Genomic DNA, 16,095 nt, shown 5'->3' with positions numbered 1-16,095 from the left:
TCATTTTATTTAGGAACAGTAGCCCTAAGTGTTGGAGAATGTGGTGATTTTTCCAATGCAACAGACGTTATAAAGTGATTAGTATCACCTAACCAAAAGAAAGAGCCGTAGCGTTCAAGATAGGATACCTTAACATATTTACCTTGAAAATCTTGTAAATCTTTAATAACATCTATCTTGTCTTGTTCAACAGAAAACGAAAATATTTGCGCACCAGAAATTCCTTGGCTGATTTCTCCTTCCCACGTTTTTATGATCAGTCCTCGGTTACTAAATTTAATTAATTCACCCGAGCGTGTCCCCTCGCTAAAAGGAACATAGTATATAAAGGTGTAATACCCAGCCGTAATTAAAATTAGTGCTAAAACAATTAGTGCTAAGATCTTTTTCATTGCTATAATTTTTAGTGTTAAATATACTAAGATTGTATCAGTTTCTTGAAATTAAAGCATAAATTATGTTTCTTTAATGTAAAAGGGCTACGTGGTGTTTTCAAAAATAATCGTTATGAATCCTAAAAATAAAACATAAAATGAGAATATTAGTCACAGGAGCTTCAGGATACATAGGCAAACGTATAATACCCTTGTTATTAGAGAGAGGTCACTCCGTTGTTTGTGCAGTTCGTGGTAAATTACGAACCGAAAAACAATATACAGGTGAAGCCAATGTGCATATTGTAGAAGCCGATTTTTTAGATGCAGACTCACTAAATAACATCCCCAAAGATATAGATGCTGCTTACTATTTAATTCATTCTATGTCCAATTCGGTGAGCCAATTTCAGAAAATGGAAGAAGACTGCGCCATCAATTTTAAACGCTATATAGAGACTACCAATGTAAAACAAGTTATTTACTTAAGCGGAATTACAAATGACACCAAATTATCTAAGCATTTAATTTCGAGACAAAATGTTGAAAAAACACTGCAATCTAAGGTGTACGCTTTAACGGTTTTTAAAGCCGGAATTATTGTGGGATCAGGCAGTTCTTCTTTCGAAATTATTAGGGATCTAATCGAGAAACTTCCGGTAATGATTGCTCCAAAGTGGCTAAACACTAAAACACAACCTATTGCCATTCGCGATATTTTAAGTTTTCTAACTAGGGGTTTAGGCAAGGAAGAATTATACAATACCTCTCACGATATTTTTGGTCCAGAAGTGCTAACCTATAAACAAATGCTTTTACGTTTTGCCGCAGTAAGAAAATTTAAACGCTACATTATAACCGTTCCTATAATGACGCCAAAGTTATCTAGTTATTGGTTGTATTTCGTAACGTCGACCTCATACAAACTAGCGCAAACACTAGTAAACAGTATGGGAGTAGAAATTATTGGAAAATCTAGTGACATCAATCAACTCTTGGATGTTAACCCAATGTCTTACGATAAAGCTGTAAAATTAGCCTTCGAAAAGATTGAGCAAAACAGTATTGCTTCAAGTTGGAAAGATTCCTTTGTAAGTAGTCGATCAAAAAAGAGAGTGTCAGCTAAATACATCAATGTACCTGAATACGGCTGCTTTAAAGATATTAAACAACGTAACGTGAAAAATGAAGCACGAACTTTAGAAAAAATATGGGCGATTGGAGGAGAAAACGGGTGGTACTACGGTACTGTTTTATGGAAATTTAGAGGCGCCATAGATAAGCTTGTCGGCGGTATTGGATTGCGCAGAGGACGTACCAATCAAACGACAATAAATACCGGCGATGCTTTAGATTTTTGGCGTGTACTTTTAGCTGATAAAGAAGAAGGGCGCCTCCTACTTTTTGCCGAAATGAAACTTCCAGGGGAAGCGTGGCTAGAGTTTAAAGTTGAAAAAGGTGTTATTTATCAACGTGCCGTTTTTAGACCGCGTGGGATTGCAGGACGATTATATTGGTATAGCGTTTTTCCATTTCACGGTTTAATCTTCAACGGAATGATTAATAAATTAGCCGATGCCTAACGCAACTAATAACACCATTTTATTACTCTAGAAACGCTTTCAAAACAGGCATCTATAGTTTATGACAGTAAAATAGTAACGCTATAAAAATTTTGTTTAACTATTTAGGTTAAATCTTAAACATTTCGTAAATTTGATGTAATTAATAACATAACTATGCTATTCAACACAACGTATAAAAATAAAGACAACTTAAAAACTATCGATAAAATGGTCGGTAATTCTTATGGTTTTTTAGAACGTATTAAATTGAAAGGTACCGGTTCTAAACGGATGATTATTGAAGAAGTTAGTCCGAATTTACGCCCTATTATTAACAGAGTTTCAGATATAAATTATGCAAGTATAGAGCTGCGTTCTAAAGGTATTTTAATTTACATAACCAAAGGACTTTCAAATTTCACCTGGGTAATTCCTTTTTATCAGCTTGTAATTTACAAAACGAACGGAACAAGCATTCATGCTCAGGGAAAATATATTCATTTTAAAAATAATATCACATTTAAAGAAAACAAAAGATTTTTTGATAAACTATTGTCTGAAAAATTAAAATTCGACGAAAAGTATAAATTTCAACATATTGATCCGTGACTAATTTACTATAGGCGATTGCGACCAAACAAGTAATTTAACTAAAAAAAACACTGTCCTTTAAGCCGAGGCTTTGCAGGTTATCACGACTATAACCTAAAAGAATGAAACTAAATAATAGTGCTTAAAAAAAAGTTAATGTGCTAGGTCTAGCTGAAAAGCTTTAAAACAGTAAATAGTTTGAATTTCAACTTATACAAAACTAATTTTCAATAAATCCATTTCAAAACGATAAAATTGCTATGAAAAACAGTAGTATTGAAATCTTACCGCTACCGGCAACGGCTCGTTTACGCGGGACACCTATTAATACTATGCTATTTTCATTTAGTACTGCACGTTCTTTTGAGTTAAATACTGATAAAAACGTAAGAACAATCCGTTTATGTGCTGATAAAATAGCTGTTTTGGGACTTAATTTTTTAAATAATTCCTGGATAAAAATTGCAAATTACGATGTTGGAAGATTAGTTTGTAAAATATTTTTTGGATTAAAGCCTCAAAATATTGTAAAAATTGCTTTATTTGAAAATAAATATCTGAATAACCAAATACGCGTAGAAAATAGTAGTGCGCTCTATTCTAATTGCGAACATCTTTTTGTTCCCACTTTAGAAAAAGCAGACGTGTCATACAACTCTTCTGGCAAGGTTATTGGATTGTTTAGAGCAAACCGTTTTGTACAACATTATAAAATAATACTAAAAATACAAGAACCGTTAACAAATAAAATAGCAAACAAATTACACACAATTCTAAGCACAGAAGACGTTGCCGTAATTATTGATGCCAAACATTTATATGGTTCATCTCGAGGTATTAGAGATGGCACATAGGCAACAGTAACTTCTTTTTTAGAGGACAATTTAGGTCAGCCCTCCAAAATTGCTGAATTGCAGAATTACTTAAAAGACTAATGATGGATACTCTAAAAAAAGCACTCGAATTTGAACAACAAGGCACTTCGTTTAAAAGTACCAATGAGCGAATAGTTGCGTCACGTGAAGCTAAAGAACTTATTCTTAGCTTAAACGAAATTTACAAAGAAAATAAGGACCCTGAGCTAATGGACGTTATGAAGCGTCTTACAGTGATAAAACAAAAAATTGAAAAACGACTTAAAGGTCGACCAAAGAGTAGCTAGACGAGGTTAACAGCTTCTGCTCTACTCTATCTAAACCATATAATTATGAAAAAAATATTAGTAGTAGGCGGAAGTAAAGGTATTGGTAACGCCATTGTTCAACATTTAGTAAGTCACCATACTGTTTACAATTTTAGCCGTACAGCACCAAGTTTTGGTCACAATAATTTACACCATTTTCAGGGAGACATTTTAACCGATGACCTCCCTGATTTAGACGCTTTAGATTCTATTATTTACTGCCCAGGCAGTATTAATCTAAAGCCTATCTCCCGATTATCTCTAGACGAATTCCGAGAGGATTTCGAAATTAACGTTATTGGTGCTGTTAAAACCATTCAGCACTATCTCCCACTATTAAAAAAGGGAAATAAACCTTCTATCTTATTATTTAGTACGGTAGCCACCACTTTAGGAATGCCCTTCCACGCTAGTGTTGCAGCTTCAAAATCTGGAGTTGAGGGTTTAATGAAATCTCTCGGCGCAGAATTAGCACCAACAATTCGTGTTAATGCCATTGCTCCCACAGTTACCGATACCGATTTGGCTTCTAAACTGTTGCGCAACGAAAAAATGATAGAAAACATTACGGATCGCCACCCGCTTAAAAAGTTTCTAAACCCTGAAGAAGTAGCCAATATGGCAGCTTTTTTAATTTCTGAAAAGGCTGCTGCCATTTCAGGACAAGTTTTAAAAATGGATTGTGGTATTGTCAGCTTTAAAATATAATCACTTATGAATCCTTTTAAAGCGTTTTTCGCAACACTTTTTACGCAATCGGGCTCTAATATTAAAGCTGAAAAATCATCCATCTATGATATTTCAATGCATAGCCTAACGGGTAAAACCATTGATTTTACAAACTATAAAGGAAAACACATTCTATTTGTTAATGTAGCGTCAAAATGCGGATTTACACCTCAGTATAAAGATTTAGAAACTTTGAGTAACACCTATAAAGATGCATTGGTTGTTATTGGGGTGCCTTGCAATCAGTTTGGCAATCAAGAACCTGGAAATTCTCAAGACATCGAAACGTTTTGCGAAGTCAATTACGGCGTTACCTTTTTAATCACAGAAAAAGTTGCTGTGAAAGGAAAAAATCAACATCCATTGTATAAATGGCTAACGCAAGAGAGCAGAAACGGCGTTAAAAGCTCTTCAGTAAAATGGAATTTCCAAAAGTATTTAGTAGATCCTAAAGGTGAGTTGTTAGACTACTATTACTCTACAACGAGCCCGTTAAGTAAAAAAATAACAAAAAAATTATGAAACGTTTAAAACTATTTTTCATCTTTTTAATCATTAATTTTTCAGCTTTAGGAATCGGAAGCTGGTTAATGGATAATGGACCGCGGTCCCAATGGTACTTAGGTTTAAACAAAGCGCCTTGGACGCCGCCGGGCTGGGTTTTCGGTGCGGCCTGGAGTACAATTATGGTGTGCTTTTCAATCTACCTCAGTTATTTATTTTATCGTAACAATTCTAAAAAAGTACAAGTTATATTCGGACTCCAAGTAATTTTAAACGTCATTTGGAATTTTATATTTTTTAATCAACATCTCGTATTGATGGGATTAATAACTATAACAGCGTTAACCGTTGTTATTTTTTACTTCTTTTTTAAGTATAAGACAGCACCCAGAGCTATAACTTACCTCCTATTGCCCTATATGATATGGCTAGTTATCGCAACGTCATTGAATGCTTATGTTTTAGTCAATAATTAATTTCAGAATTCAAATATGAAAATCTACACTTTCCATAAAAAGCAAAAGTTACCGATTACAAAAGAACAAGCTTGGGACTTTTTGTCAAGTCCGAAGAATTTAAAAACCATAACTCCCGATTATATGGGATTCAATATCTTATCTGGAGCCGACCGCCCAATGTTTGCTGGACAAATTATACAATATATAGTAACGCCAGTTATGGGAATAAAAACGAAATGGGTTACCGAAATTACACACGTAAAAGACGGAGAGTATTTTGTAGATGAGCAACGTTATGGCCCCTACGCTTTATGGCATCATAAACACTTTATTAATGTAATTGATGGAGGTGTTGAAATGGAAGATATTATAGATTATAAAGTACCGTTTGGTTTTTTAGGGCAGCTAGTGCATCCTTTTTTAGTTAAACCAAAACTTGAAGAAATTTTTGAATACAGAACACAGAAGCTAGAAGCGCTTTTCGGAAAATATTAACAATTTATAATGATCTTAGTTATTACTAAAACTAGTCCTTATTCGTCAAAATAATGCTAACAATGAAGCCGCCTATAAATATTTTTTGGTTCCGTCGCGATTTACGATTAGATGATAATGTGGGATTTTATGAAGCCTTAAACGGGGATAATCCAGTAGTACCCATCTTTATTTTTGATACTGAAATAATAGACCCCCTACCAGAAGACGATGCTAGAATTACGTTCATTTTCGACACATTACAAGCAATGCGTAAAACTTTGCAGAACCACCATAATAGTAGTGTAGCTATTTTTAAAGGAACTCCAGAACGTGTTTTTAAAACGCTGATAGAAACTTACACTATCGGTACCGTGTTTACCAATCATGATTACGAACCTTATGCTAAAGAACGCGATATTGCTATAGAGTCGTTACTAAAAAGTAATGACATTGATTTTAAAACGTACAAAGATCACGTTATTTTCGAGAAGGAGGAAGTTACAAAAAGCGATGGTAAACCGTATTTGGTATACACACCTTATATGAAGCTTTGGAAAGAGGCGTTTAAAACACACGATTTAACTATTTATTATACAAATGAGTATCTAGATAATCTTATAAAAAACGCACGCTTACCAAATCTAAGCTTATCGGATATTGGATTTAAAAAATCTCAGCAAATTATTGCACCCTATACTATTACTCCAACGCTAATTGAGGCGTATGAAAGTACTCGTAATTTCCCTGGCCTAGATGCTACATCACGATTAGGACCGCATTTACGCTTTGGCACAGCTAGCATTCGTAAAATATTAAAAAAAGCAATAGCCGAAAACAACGATACCTTTTGGAAAGAATTGATTTGGAGAGAATTTTTTATTCAGATATTATGGCATTTTCCTAAAACAACTACAAACGCATTTAAGCCTAAATACGATAGAATTGACTGGCGAAATAACGAAGCCGAATTTAAAAAATGGTGCGATGGAGAAACGGGATACCCACTTGTAGATGCAGGAATGAGAGAACTTAACACCACTGGATTTATGCATAACCGCGTGCGCATGTTAGTTGGTAGTTTTTTGTGTAAACATTTACTTATCGATTGGCGTTGGGGAGAAGCCTATTTTGCCGAAAAACTGCACGATTACGAACTCGCCAGCAACGTTGGCAACTGGCAATGGGCAGCCGGTACTGGCGTCGATGCTGCTCCATATTTTAGGATTTTCAATCCGACGACACAAATTGAAAAATTTGACAAAGACCATAAATACCTTAAAAAATGGGTGCCAAATTATCAAGAGTTTAACTACCCAAAACCAATGGTCGACCATAAAGAAGCACGAGAACGTTGCTTAAAAACGTATAAAACCGCTTTAAATTAATGGAAATAAATTCTAGAAAAATCCTATAAAAAGAGTAGTAGATTTTATTACAATTTACTGCTTTTACATTTCTCTACTAGGATATAACATAGACTTTCAATTCTATTTATTATAAAATCGAGCTATAATCTCTTCGTGACTTTTAATGGTTTTCGTACACCAATCTAATCGTTTTTGTAGTTTTTCATCGTCAGTAAGACCCCACTCTACAGTGGTCTTTTTCAACTTTGTGGTAACGTGTTGTAAAATAATTGCAGCTGATACCGAAATATTTAAACTTTCAGTAAATCCAGACATCGGAATTTTTAAAAACACATCGGCTTCATCTAAAACCTCTTGCGACAACCCTTCGGTTTCTCTTCCGAAGAAAAAACAAGATTTTTTTGTCACATCAAAATCGTGAAGTTCACAATCGTCGGTATGCGGTGTCGTTGCCACAATTTGGTATCCTTTACTTTTTACATCGGCAATACAGTCTTTAATAGAATGGTAGCGATTTAAATCTACCCATTTCTGTGCTCCCATCGCGATTTCTCTATCAATACGCTTAGAGTTTATTTCCTCAACTATATTCACTTCTTGAATACCAAACACATCGCAACTTCTAATTACGGCGCTGGTGTTATGTAATTGATAAACATCTTCGGTGGCGACTGTGAAATGTTTCGTCCGCTTGTTGATAACGTAGTTAAAACGCTCCAACCGGTGGGGGGTTAAATAACTTTCTAAATGTTGTAATAATGCTCTATCAATCATAAAATAAAAATAAATAAACTGATGGTATGGCGGCATCAGGTTTTAACGTCGTTAAAAATAAGTGTTTAATTATTGGCACCTATATTGCCTTGCACCACTATTACATTTAATTGGCTGTCGCTTAAATGCACATTAATATATCCGTTTACCGTAAGCACATCATCATATAAAAATGGCGCGCCGTCGTTTAAAGCAGAAACGTTGGTTTTACTAATGCCAGTCGTTCCGTTTACAGTATTAAAGGTAAAAATAATTGGCCCAGTCGTAGCAGCATCATTACTATGAATATGAGCCGGATGAATCCCTCCGGACGGCGTTCCGTTTAATGAAATAACCGCTAAAGCTTCACCATTTAAGCGCTTTGTAAAAGTAATATTACCCGAAGCACCCAAAACATCTTTCTCAAGTAAATCGTAAGTAATACTAGTTGTTGTTAAATCGTTTTGCCCAATATCACCCTGAACTAATAGACCATCAGATTCAAAATTACTAAATTGTACATTCACGTAGCCATCAAAATCTATGAGGTCCTCATAAGTGTAAGCGCTGGTTGTTGTGCTACTTATTCCTGTTTCGTTATTAATAGCTTCTAACTCTAAAGCAACCGCACCTGTTTCGGCTGCAGTATTAAGTCGTAATTGTGCAGGGTGGTCGGCAGCATTTAAATCTCCCGAAAGTTCGATATATAATGTGGTTGTATTATTAGAATTTTTAATGACAGTAATAAACCCTTGAATAGCTAAATCTGATGCCGCACCTAAATCGTAGGTTGTACTTGCCAATTGTGTCACAATATCTTCAGGAATTGGTGCATCATCATCGTTTCCACAGGCAACAAATAATAAAAGGGGGCACATAAAGAGTAGGTTTAATAGCGATTTTCTCATAGTATTTTTATATTTTTTCAGAGTACTAAATTAAACAATGTTTTTGTATTGTTCAATTCCTTTTAAACAGAATAAAAATTAATATATCTTTAAACAATATTAAATAAATTAATATGAAACACATCGTCGTATTGACTGGCGCTGGTATTAGTGCCGAAAGCGGACTTAAAACGTTTAGAGATGCTAATGGATTATGGGAAGGCCAAGATGTGATGGCCGTCGCATCGCCTGAAGGTTTTGAAGCAAACCCTGCTTTAGTTTTAGAGTTCTACAATCAGCGCCGAAGACAATTATTGGAGGTACAACCGAACGTAGCACATTTTGATTTGTCTGAATTAGAAGCCGATTACAAAGTGACCATTATTACTCAAAATGTAGATGATTTACACGAACGTGCCGGAAGCACAAATGTGATTCATTTACACGGTGAATTACTAAAAGCACGATCCATCAACAATGAAAACGACATAGTATCGTGGACAACCGATTTAAATAACGGTGATTATAATGACGCGGGCGAACAACTCCGACCGCATATCGTCTGGTTTGGAGAAGCGGTCCCAATGATCGATACCGCAATGACCATTTGTAATTCAGCAACAAATTTAATAATAGTAGGAACCTCGATGCAAGTCTATCCTGCGGCAAGTTTAAGGCATTACATCCCCGACGGTACACCCGTTTATTTTATAGATCCCAATCCGAATATTCAAAACTCTAAGCACCTCACCGTAATTGCTAAAGCAGCGACTCTAGGTGTAAAAGAGGCTATTGAAATGATTAAAACAATGCCATAACAGTCAACAAAAAAGAGACGAAGTTCTCACAGCTCCCCTTTTATATATAGTAATTGAATGGTATTGGAATTTCTGAAATAAACGTCGGTACATTAGATTTTTAAATCCATATCCTTAATACTTTTTATTCTATTGCGCTCTAAAAAGGCATCAATCGTTTCGAAATGTTCAATGACACGTTGGTCTTTAAATTCAAATACTTTTTGAGAGAGACCTTGTAGAAAATCGCGATCGTGAGAAACTAAAATTAGAGTGCCATCAAAAGATTTCAAAGCCTCTTTTAAAACATCTTTAGATTTTAAATCTAAGTGATTTGTGGGTTCATCCAATATTAAAACGTTTACAGGCTCCAATAATAATTTAACCATCGCCAAACGTGTCTTTTCTCCTCCAGAAAGCACACTTACTTTTTTATCAATCTCCTCGCCTTTAAACATAAAACGCCCCAAAATATTTTTCACTTGCGTACGCATATCACCTTTAGCAACCGAATCTACCGTTTGAAAAATTGTTAATTCCGGATCTAAAAGGGTCGCTTGGTTTTGTGCAAAATAGCCCACTTTTACATTGTGTCCAATAGTACACGTACCATTAAAATCGATGTCACCTAAAATAGATTTAATCATTGTCGATTTACCTTCACCATTCCGTCCTACAAACGACACCTTCTCGCCACGAGCGATAGAAAAACTAGCCGCATTAAAAATAATTTTATCTCCGTATTTTTTTGATAATTCATCGACTATTATCGGGTAATCTCCAGAGCGTTGCGCTGGTGGAAAGGTTAATTTCAATGCCGAATTATCAATTTCATCAACCTCAATAATTTCTAACTTCTCGAGCATACGTTCTCGCGATGTCACTTGATTGGTTTTAGAATAAGTTCCTTTAAAACGATCTATAAACACCCTATTATCGGCAATAAATTTTTGCTGTTCTTGGTACGCTTTTACTTGATGCGCTCTACGGTCCTCGCGTAATTGCAAGTAATGCGAATAATTCGCTTTATAATCGAGAATACGTCCCATTGTTACCTCGATTGTGCGGTTGGTAATAGAATCAATAAACGCGCGATCGTGAGAAATAACCATTACAGCATTTGCTTTATTGACTAAGAAATCTTCAAGCCAAAGTACCGATTCTATATCGATGTGGTTGGTAGGCTCATCTAGTAAAATTAAATCTGGTTTTTGTAATAAAATTTTAGCCAGTTCAATACGCATACGCCACCCACCACTTAATGTGCTGGTTTGTCGTTTAAAATCGGCTTGCTTAAAACCTAATCCTTTTAACGCCTTTTCTACTTCAGAATCGTAATTTATATCTTCTAATGCATAATATTTCTCACCTAAGTCGGCAACCTTTTCAATAATCGACATATAGGCGTCACTCTCGTAATCGGTTCGCGTTTCGAGTGCTTTATTTAAAGCATCCATTTCAACGCCCATATCCAAGATATGTTTAAATGCTTTTGCTGCTTCTTCAAAAACAGTGCAATCATCTTCAGTTAATAAATGCTGTGGTAAATAAGCGATTACCGTCTCCTTAGGGCATCCTACTTTACCTCTAGTCGCTGCTTGTTCACCCGCAATAATTTTCATCATTGTCGACTTTCCTGCGCCATTTTTCCCCATTAAAGCAATCTTGTCATTTTCATTAATGACAAAATTCACATCTTTAAACAACGTTGTTCCGCTAAACTCAACGGCTATATTATCTACTGTAATCATCTTCTTATTTTAAGATGACGAAATTAATAAATTGACAGTACTAAATCCTTTATCTCACAGTAGATTTTTATATTAATCCAATAATTATGTTCTCATAACCTTCTTTTTTTATTAATTTCGCGCATTAAAATTATAACGCATTAATTATAAACTGATTATCATTGCATATTATGAACGATATTTTATCCTTTGCCTTATTGTCATTCACCTCCTTTTTTACGTTAATCAATCCCCTAGGAACGATGACTATTTTTATGACAATGACGCGAGATCTCGAAAGTGCCGACCGAACTCGAATAGCAAAAAAAGCATCGATCGTGGCGTTTATATCTATCGTTATTTTTGCCTTTTCGGGGCAATTACTCTTTAAATTCTTCGGAATTTCTGTAGATAGTTTTAGAGTGGTAGGGGGTGTAATTTTCTTTTTAATGGGAATGGATATGCTGCAAGCACGACTGGGAAAAGTAAAAGTAAATCCGGCGGAAGTAAAAAGTTATGTTAGCGATATTTCGGTAACCCCATTAGCAATTCCTATGATTTGCGGACCTGGGGCACTAACAAACGCTATTGTTATGATGGAAGACGCCAATTCAATCGAATTAAAAGTCGTCTTAATTTTATCGATTGTTGTCGTAATGTTATTAACTTTTGTTATTCTTTATAGTTCGTCAAAAATCATTAAAATATTGGGTGAAACAGGGAATAATGTAATGATGCGTTTAATGGGTTTAATTGTAATGGTTATTGCTGTTGAATTCTTCTTTGCAGGATTAAAACCTATTATTGCCGATATGATGAACTAAAAGAGACCGTCACTAAATAACGTAGAAATAAATCATAAAAAAGTGAAACAAGGCACCGCCAATAACAAATAGGTGCCAAATCACGTGATTGTACGGTATTTTTTCGACGCTATAAAACACAATCCCAAAAGTATAGGCTGCACCACCGGCAGCGAGTAAAAGCAATCCGTTAGTAGGCATTAATTCTGCTAACCGCGTATAATCGAACACAATAAGCCAACCCATTATTAAGTATAAAAGTGTAGAAAAGACTTCGAATCGTCCCGTATAAAACAGTTTTAAAAACACGCCAAAAAAAGCAATGCCCCAAACGGCATAAAACAGCGGCCACCCCAAACTATCGGATAGCGTAATAAGTACAACTGGCGTATACGTTCCAGCAATGAGTATATAAATACTGATGTGATCGAGAATTCTAAAATAATGCTTTCTCGATTCTTTCTTTTCGTAATGGTAAAATGCCGAAGCACTAAACAGCACAATAATCGAGCAGCCATAAAGAACGACACTAAACAAACTCCAATCGGTTTTATTGGTGTCTTTAAAAATTAAAAACACGAGTCCTAAAACACCCAAAACGGCTGTTATGGCGTGCGATAGTGTGTTAAGTTTCTCTTCGAAAGGGGTTTGAATACGCATTAATTAGTTTCTATTTTAACCATTTATTAGATAATTCATAAAAATCGAATTGGATAGCGGGCTCTTGACGTTCTAAACTCCCACTCTGGAAACTACGTTCCAAAATATCTTCTATATAATAATCCTCCTTAACATTAACGGGGTCGAACTCTTCTTTGAGTGAAATACTAAACAAACTCGCCGTTGTATTAAACCAAAAGGCGCGCCAGCCATTACGGAGTTCTTTAATGAGATCGAAGGTGGTGTTGCCCGTTTGACGGTGAACTAGTTTTACTAAAATCTGACCTTCAGTTCGGGTTAATTTTTTTAATTCTTCAGAGAACTCACTTTCAATATACTTATGTATTCTTCGGGCATAAACGCGTTTGTCGCGTTTCGACTCTAAAGAATTTAAGCGTTCACTCAACGATTCTAAACGATTTGCAGCTAGTGTTGCATAAGGGTAAACCTTTAATGTTTTTCGGCGTAATATTACATACTTTCTACGCTCTAATGAGGAACCAAAATGCAATTGGTGTAAAAGCATTACTTCATTTAAATTAATAGCATTTACAGGTATAGAATCGCCATCAATTAACGTGTACTCTAATACAATAGAATCATTTTCTACGGGTACTATCTGCGCATATAAATATAGCGGTGAATACAGTAAAAAAAATAGTAATAGAAATAACATGTTTTTCATATAACACCAAACGCTAAAATCGTTCCAAACTTTTAATTATTATGTTACAAAATTACTAATTAATAGTCAGTATAATTGTTTATTGCTACTTTAGTGCAAAATTAAAAATAATGGCAAAAAAGACAATTCTTAACGAGAAGTCTATGGACTTTTTAGAAAAATATTTAAATAACGCTGCACCTACAGGTTACGAATGGGGTGGCCAGAAAATCTGGATGGATTATCTAAAGCCTTACGTCGATGAATTTATTACAGATACGTATGGTACCGCGGTAGGAGTTATTAATCCTGATGCAAAATATAAAGTGGTTATTGAGGGCCACGCAGACGAAATTTCGTGGTATGTAAATTATATTAATGACGACGGACTTATTTACGTGATAAGAAATGGTGGTAGTGATCACCAAATTGCACCGAGTAAAGTAGTAAATATTCACACTAAAGATGGCATTGTAAAAGGTGTTTTTGGATGGCCAGCGATTCACACTAGAAATAAATCGAAAGAGGAGGCTCCAAAACCTGATAATATTTTTATTGACTGTGGTTGTAAAACTAAAGATGAAGTTGAAGCCCTTGGCGTACACGTGGGTTGTGTAATTACCTACCCAGACGAATTTCATATTTTAAACAAAAACAACTTTGTTTGTCGTGCATTAGACAATAGAATGGGTGGTTTTATGATTGCTGAAGTAGCGCGTTTACTAAAAGAAAATAAGAAAGAATTACCTTTCGGACTTTACATTACCAACTCTGTACAAGAGGAAATTGGTTTGCGTGGTGCACAAATGATTAGTGAGCGTATTAAGCCAAACGTGGCGATTGTTACCGATGTAACACACGATACAACAACACCAATGATTAACCAAAAAGCGCAAGGACATTGCGAAATTGGTAAAGGACCTGCTATAGCTTACGCACCAGCAGTTCAACAAAAATTACGTGATTTAATTACCGATACTGCCGATGCTAACAAGATTCCTTTTCAACGTACTGCTTTATCGCGCGCAACAGGAACAGATACCGATGCCTTTGCCTATAGCAATGGCGGCGTAGCTTCTGCCTTAATTTCGTTACCATTACGCTATATGCATACAACGGTAGAAACCGTGCACAGAGACGATGTAGAAAACGTGATTAAATTAATTTACGAAACCTTACTTAAAATTGAAGACGGCGAAACGTTCTCCTATTTTGAATAGCCAGCGAAGCTGAATTTAACTAAAAATAATTACGAGCCTCTTTTTAGAGGCTCTTTTTGATATGACAGAAGAGTGTATAGATATTGTAACCCAAACGGGAGAAGCCACTGGTAAAACAGCTTTAAAATCTGAAATTCACAGTCAAGGGTTGTATCATAATACCGCCCACATTTGGTTTTACACCAAAGACGGTTATATATTATTACAGCAGCGTGCAGCATCAAAAGCAATATACCCGCTACTTTGGGATGTTTCCGTTTCTGGTCACGTCGATGCTGGCGAATCCATTACCAATGGTGGCATTAGAGAAACTCAAGAGGAAATTGGCTTGAAAATAACGACTTCCGATTTGCATAAAATTGGTGTTTTTGACTGTTTCAAATCATATAATAATGGTATTATCGATAATGAATTTCACCATACCTTTATGGCGGAATTGAAAGTACCGCTATCAGAACTTGTACCTCAAGTTGAGGAAGTGGAGGCTTTAAAATTAGTAACTTTTGAAGCGTTCAAAGTACTATTGAAACATAGTACAACCAATGGGCATTTTGTGGCTTCAAATTATAGGTACTACCTAAAGGTTTTAAAATCCATAGAACAACGCAGCAACTAAATGACTCTACTTCTACTAGCCCTCGCCCCTATTTTTATAATCATTATTTATATTTATAGTAAGGATAAATATGAAAGAGAGCCGAAATGGCTACTTCTCATTTCATTTCTATTGGGCGCTATAGTTAGCATTTTTATAACGACTATTCTATATAGTGTCTTCAAAATCGCCTTACCGGTTACCGACAATCTCAATGTAGTACAACAATGTATTCAAGCTTTTGTGGTCGTTGGGTTTTCAGAAGAATTTAGCAAATACCTTATTGTATTATTCTTTGCACAACGCCGAAAAGAATTTAACGAACGGTTCGACGGCATCGTTTACGCCGTTATGGTGTCTATGGGTTTTGCCGCTACCGAGAATGTATTATATGTTTTAGAAGGCGGAGCATCAACAGCTCTCTTAAGAGCCTTTACTGCCGTACCAGCACATGCTACTTTTGGAATCCTAATGGGCTATTTTATGGGAAAAGCGAAGTTTTCAAAAAACAAAATAGTACTTAATTTAACCGGTTTATTATTAGCTGTTTTATTTCACGGCGCCTACGATTTCTTCTTGTTTATAGACTTTATTCCAGGCATTTGGGTTGGAGCTTTCGTTTCATTAATCATAGGTGTTTTACTCTCTCGAAAGGCTATAAAAAGACATCAAAGCATATCCATTTTTAAAAATACCAAATAACACCTTATCTTTAAGGTTCGAAATACACACAATTTT

At 35.4% G+C, this 16,095-nt stretch carries 20 protein-coding genes; 14 read left to right on the top strand and 6 right to left on the bottom strand.

Annotation, left to right across the window (positions count from 1 at the left end; genetic code table 11):
- Nucleotides 1-5 precede the first annotated feature (5 nt).
- A complete protein-coding gene (locus tag ES677_RS01760; RefSeq protein WP_148380254.1) occupies nt 6-392 on the bottom strand; it encodes a 6-phosphogluconate dehydrogenase in 387 nt (128 codons plus the stop codon).
- A 140-nt stretch (nt 393-532) separates the two neighbouring features.
- On the opposite strand from ES677_RS01760, the gene ES677_RS01755 reads away from it, so the two are divergent.
- The 9 genes from ES677_RS01755 (at nt 533) to ES677_RS01715 (ending at nt 7,266) form a co-directional block, all read left to right on the top strand.
- A complete protein-coding gene (locus tag ES677_RS01755) occupies nt 533-1,957 on the top strand; it encodes an SDR family oxidoreductase (protein WP_148380253.1) in 1,425 nt (474 codons plus the stop codon).
- A 156-nt stretch (nt 1,958-2,113) separates the two neighbouring features.
- Nucleotides 2,114-2,548 carry a hypothetical protein gene (locus ES677_RS01750; RefSeq protein WP_148380252.1) on the top strand — a complete coding sequence of 145 codons (435 nt, stop codon included), beginning with the start codon at nt 2,114-2,116 and terminating at the stop codon, nt 2,546-2,548.
- Nucleotides 2,549-2,790: 242 nt separating this feature from the next.
- Entirely contained in the window at nt 2,791-3,384 is a 594-nt protein-coding gene (locus ES677_RS01745; protein ID WP_148380251.1) for a GTP cyclohydrolase I, read from the top strand.
- Nucleotides 3,385-3,467: 83 nt separating this feature from the next.
- Entirely contained in the window at nt 3,468-3,692 is a 225-nt protein-coding gene (locus ES677_RS01740) for a hypothetical protein (protein WP_148370379.1), read from the top strand.
- Between the two features lie 45 nt (nt 3,693-3,737).
- Complete coding sequence (locus ES677_RS01735; protein WP_148380250.1) at nt 3,738-4,421, top strand: SDR family NAD(P)-dependent oxidoreductase; 684 nt, start codon at nt 3,738-3,740, stop codon at nt 4,419-4,421.
- A 6-nt stretch (nt 4,422-4,427) separates the two neighbouring features.
- Complete coding sequence (locus tag ES677_RS01730; RefSeq protein ID WP_148380249.1) at nt 4,428-4,964, top strand: glutathione peroxidase; 537 nt, start codon at nt 4,428-4,430, stop codon at nt 4,962-4,964.
- On the top strand, nt 4,961-5,422 hold the full coding sequence (locus ES677_RS01725; RefSeq protein WP_148380248.1) for a TspO/MBR family protein: 462 nt from the start codon (nt 4,961-4,963) through the stop codon (nt 5,420-5,422). The genes ES677_RS01730 and ES677_RS01725 overlap by 4 nt, the downstream gene beginning before the upstream one ends.
- A 15-nt stretch (nt 5,423-5,437) precedes the next feature.
- A complete protein-coding gene (locus ES677_RS01720) occupies nt 5,438-5,899 on the top strand; it encodes an SRPBCC family protein (RefSeq protein ID WP_148380247.1) in 462 nt (153 codons plus the stop codon).
- A gap of 62 nt (nt 5,900-5,961) precedes the next feature.
- Complete coding sequence (locus ES677_RS01715; RefSeq protein WP_148380246.1) at nt 5,962-7,266, top strand: cryptochrome/photolyase family protein; 1,305 nt, start codon at nt 5,962-5,964, stop codon at nt 7,264-7,266.
- Nucleotides 7,267-7,368: 102 nt separating this feature from the next.
- Here the strand turns inward: ES677_RS01715 and ES677_RS01710 are convergent, their stop codons facing one another.
- On the bottom strand, nt 7,369-8,022 hold the full coding sequence (locus tag ES677_RS01710) for a TrmH family RNA methyltransferase (RefSeq protein ID WP_148370325.1): 654 nt from the start codon (nt 8,020-8,022) through the stop codon (nt 7,369-7,371).
- 65 nt (nt 8,023-8,087) lie between these two features.
- The gene (locus ES677_RS01705) at nt 8,088-8,909 is read right to left on the bottom strand and encodes a CHRD domain-containing protein (RefSeq protein ID WP_148380245.1); all 822 of its coding nucleotides are present in this window, start codon (nt 8,907-8,909) and stop codon (nt 8,088-8,090) included.
- A gap of 113 nt (nt 8,910-9,022) precedes the next feature.
- Between ES677_RS01705 and ES677_RS01700 the strand changes: the two genes are divergently transcribed.
- On the top strand, nt 9,023-9,706 hold the full coding sequence (locus tag ES677_RS01700; RefSeq protein ID WP_148380244.1) for an SIR2 family NAD-dependent protein deacylase: 684 nt from the start codon (nt 9,023-9,025) through the stop codon (nt 9,704-9,706).
- 92 nt (nt 9,707-9,798) lie between these two features.
- On the opposite strand, the gene ES677_RS01695 is transcribed toward ES677_RS01700, so the two are convergent.
- Nucleotides 9,799-11,436, bottom strand: a complete 1,638-nt coding sequence (locus ES677_RS01695) for an ABC-F family ATP-binding cassette domain-containing protein (protein WP_148380243.1) — start codon at nt 11,434-11,436, stop codon at nt 9,799-9,801.
- Between the two features lie 170 nt (nt 11,437-11,606).
- Here ES677_RS01695 and ES677_RS01690 point away from each other — a divergent pair, with 170 nt between their 5' ends.
- A complete protein-coding gene (locus ES677_RS01690) occupies nt 11,607-12,239 on the top strand; it encodes a MarC family protein (RefSeq protein WP_148370329.1) in 633 nt (210 codons plus the stop codon).
- A gap of 12 nt (nt 12,240-12,251) precedes the next feature.
- Here the strand turns inward: ES677_RS01690 and trhA are convergent, their stop codons facing one another.
- Nucleotides 12,252-12,878, bottom strand: coding sequence for a PAQR family membrane homeostasis protein TrhA (gene trhA, locus ES677_RS01685; RefSeq protein ID WP_148370330.1), 627 nt, complete (start codon nt 12,876-12,878; stop codon nt 12,252-12,254).
- 10 nt (nt 12,879-12,888) lie between these two features.
- Nucleotides 12,889-13,563: a DUF4294 domain-containing protein gene (locus tag ES677_RS01680; RefSeq protein ID WP_148370331.1), complete on the bottom strand. Its 675-nt coding sequence runs from the start codon at nt 13,561-13,563 to the stop codon at nt 12,889-12,891.
- A 110-nt stretch (nt 13,564-13,673) separates the two neighbouring features.
- Between ES677_RS01680 and ES677_RS01675 the strand changes: the two genes are divergently transcribed.
- From ES677_RS01675 to ES677_RS01665, 3 genes are all read left to right on the top strand, one after another.
- Nucleotides 13,674-14,762 (top strand): M42 family metallopeptidase, encoded by a 1,089-nt coding sequence (locus tag ES677_RS01675; protein ID WP_148370332.1) that lies wholly within the window; start codon nt 13,674-13,676, stop codon nt 14,760-14,762.
- A 61-nt stretch (nt 14,763-14,823) separates the two neighbouring features.
- Complete coding sequence (locus tag ES677_RS01670; protein WP_148370333.1) at nt 14,824-15,378, top strand: NUDIX hydrolase; 555 nt, start codon at nt 14,824-14,826, stop codon at nt 15,376-15,378.
- Complete coding sequence (locus ES677_RS01665; RefSeq protein WP_148380242.1) at nt 15,379-16,059, top strand: PrsW family intramembrane metalloprotease; 681 nt, start codon at nt 15,379-15,381, stop codon at nt 16,057-16,059.
- Nucleotides 16,060-16,095 lie beyond the last annotated feature (36 nt).

It is taken from the genome of Bizionia gelidisalsuginis, assembly GCF_008086185.1.
GTDB lineage: Bacteria > Bacteroidota > Bacteroidia > Flavobacteriales > Flavobacteriaceae > Bizionia > Bizionia saleffrena.
This window is presented reverse-complemented; position numbering and strand designations above follow the sequence as displayed.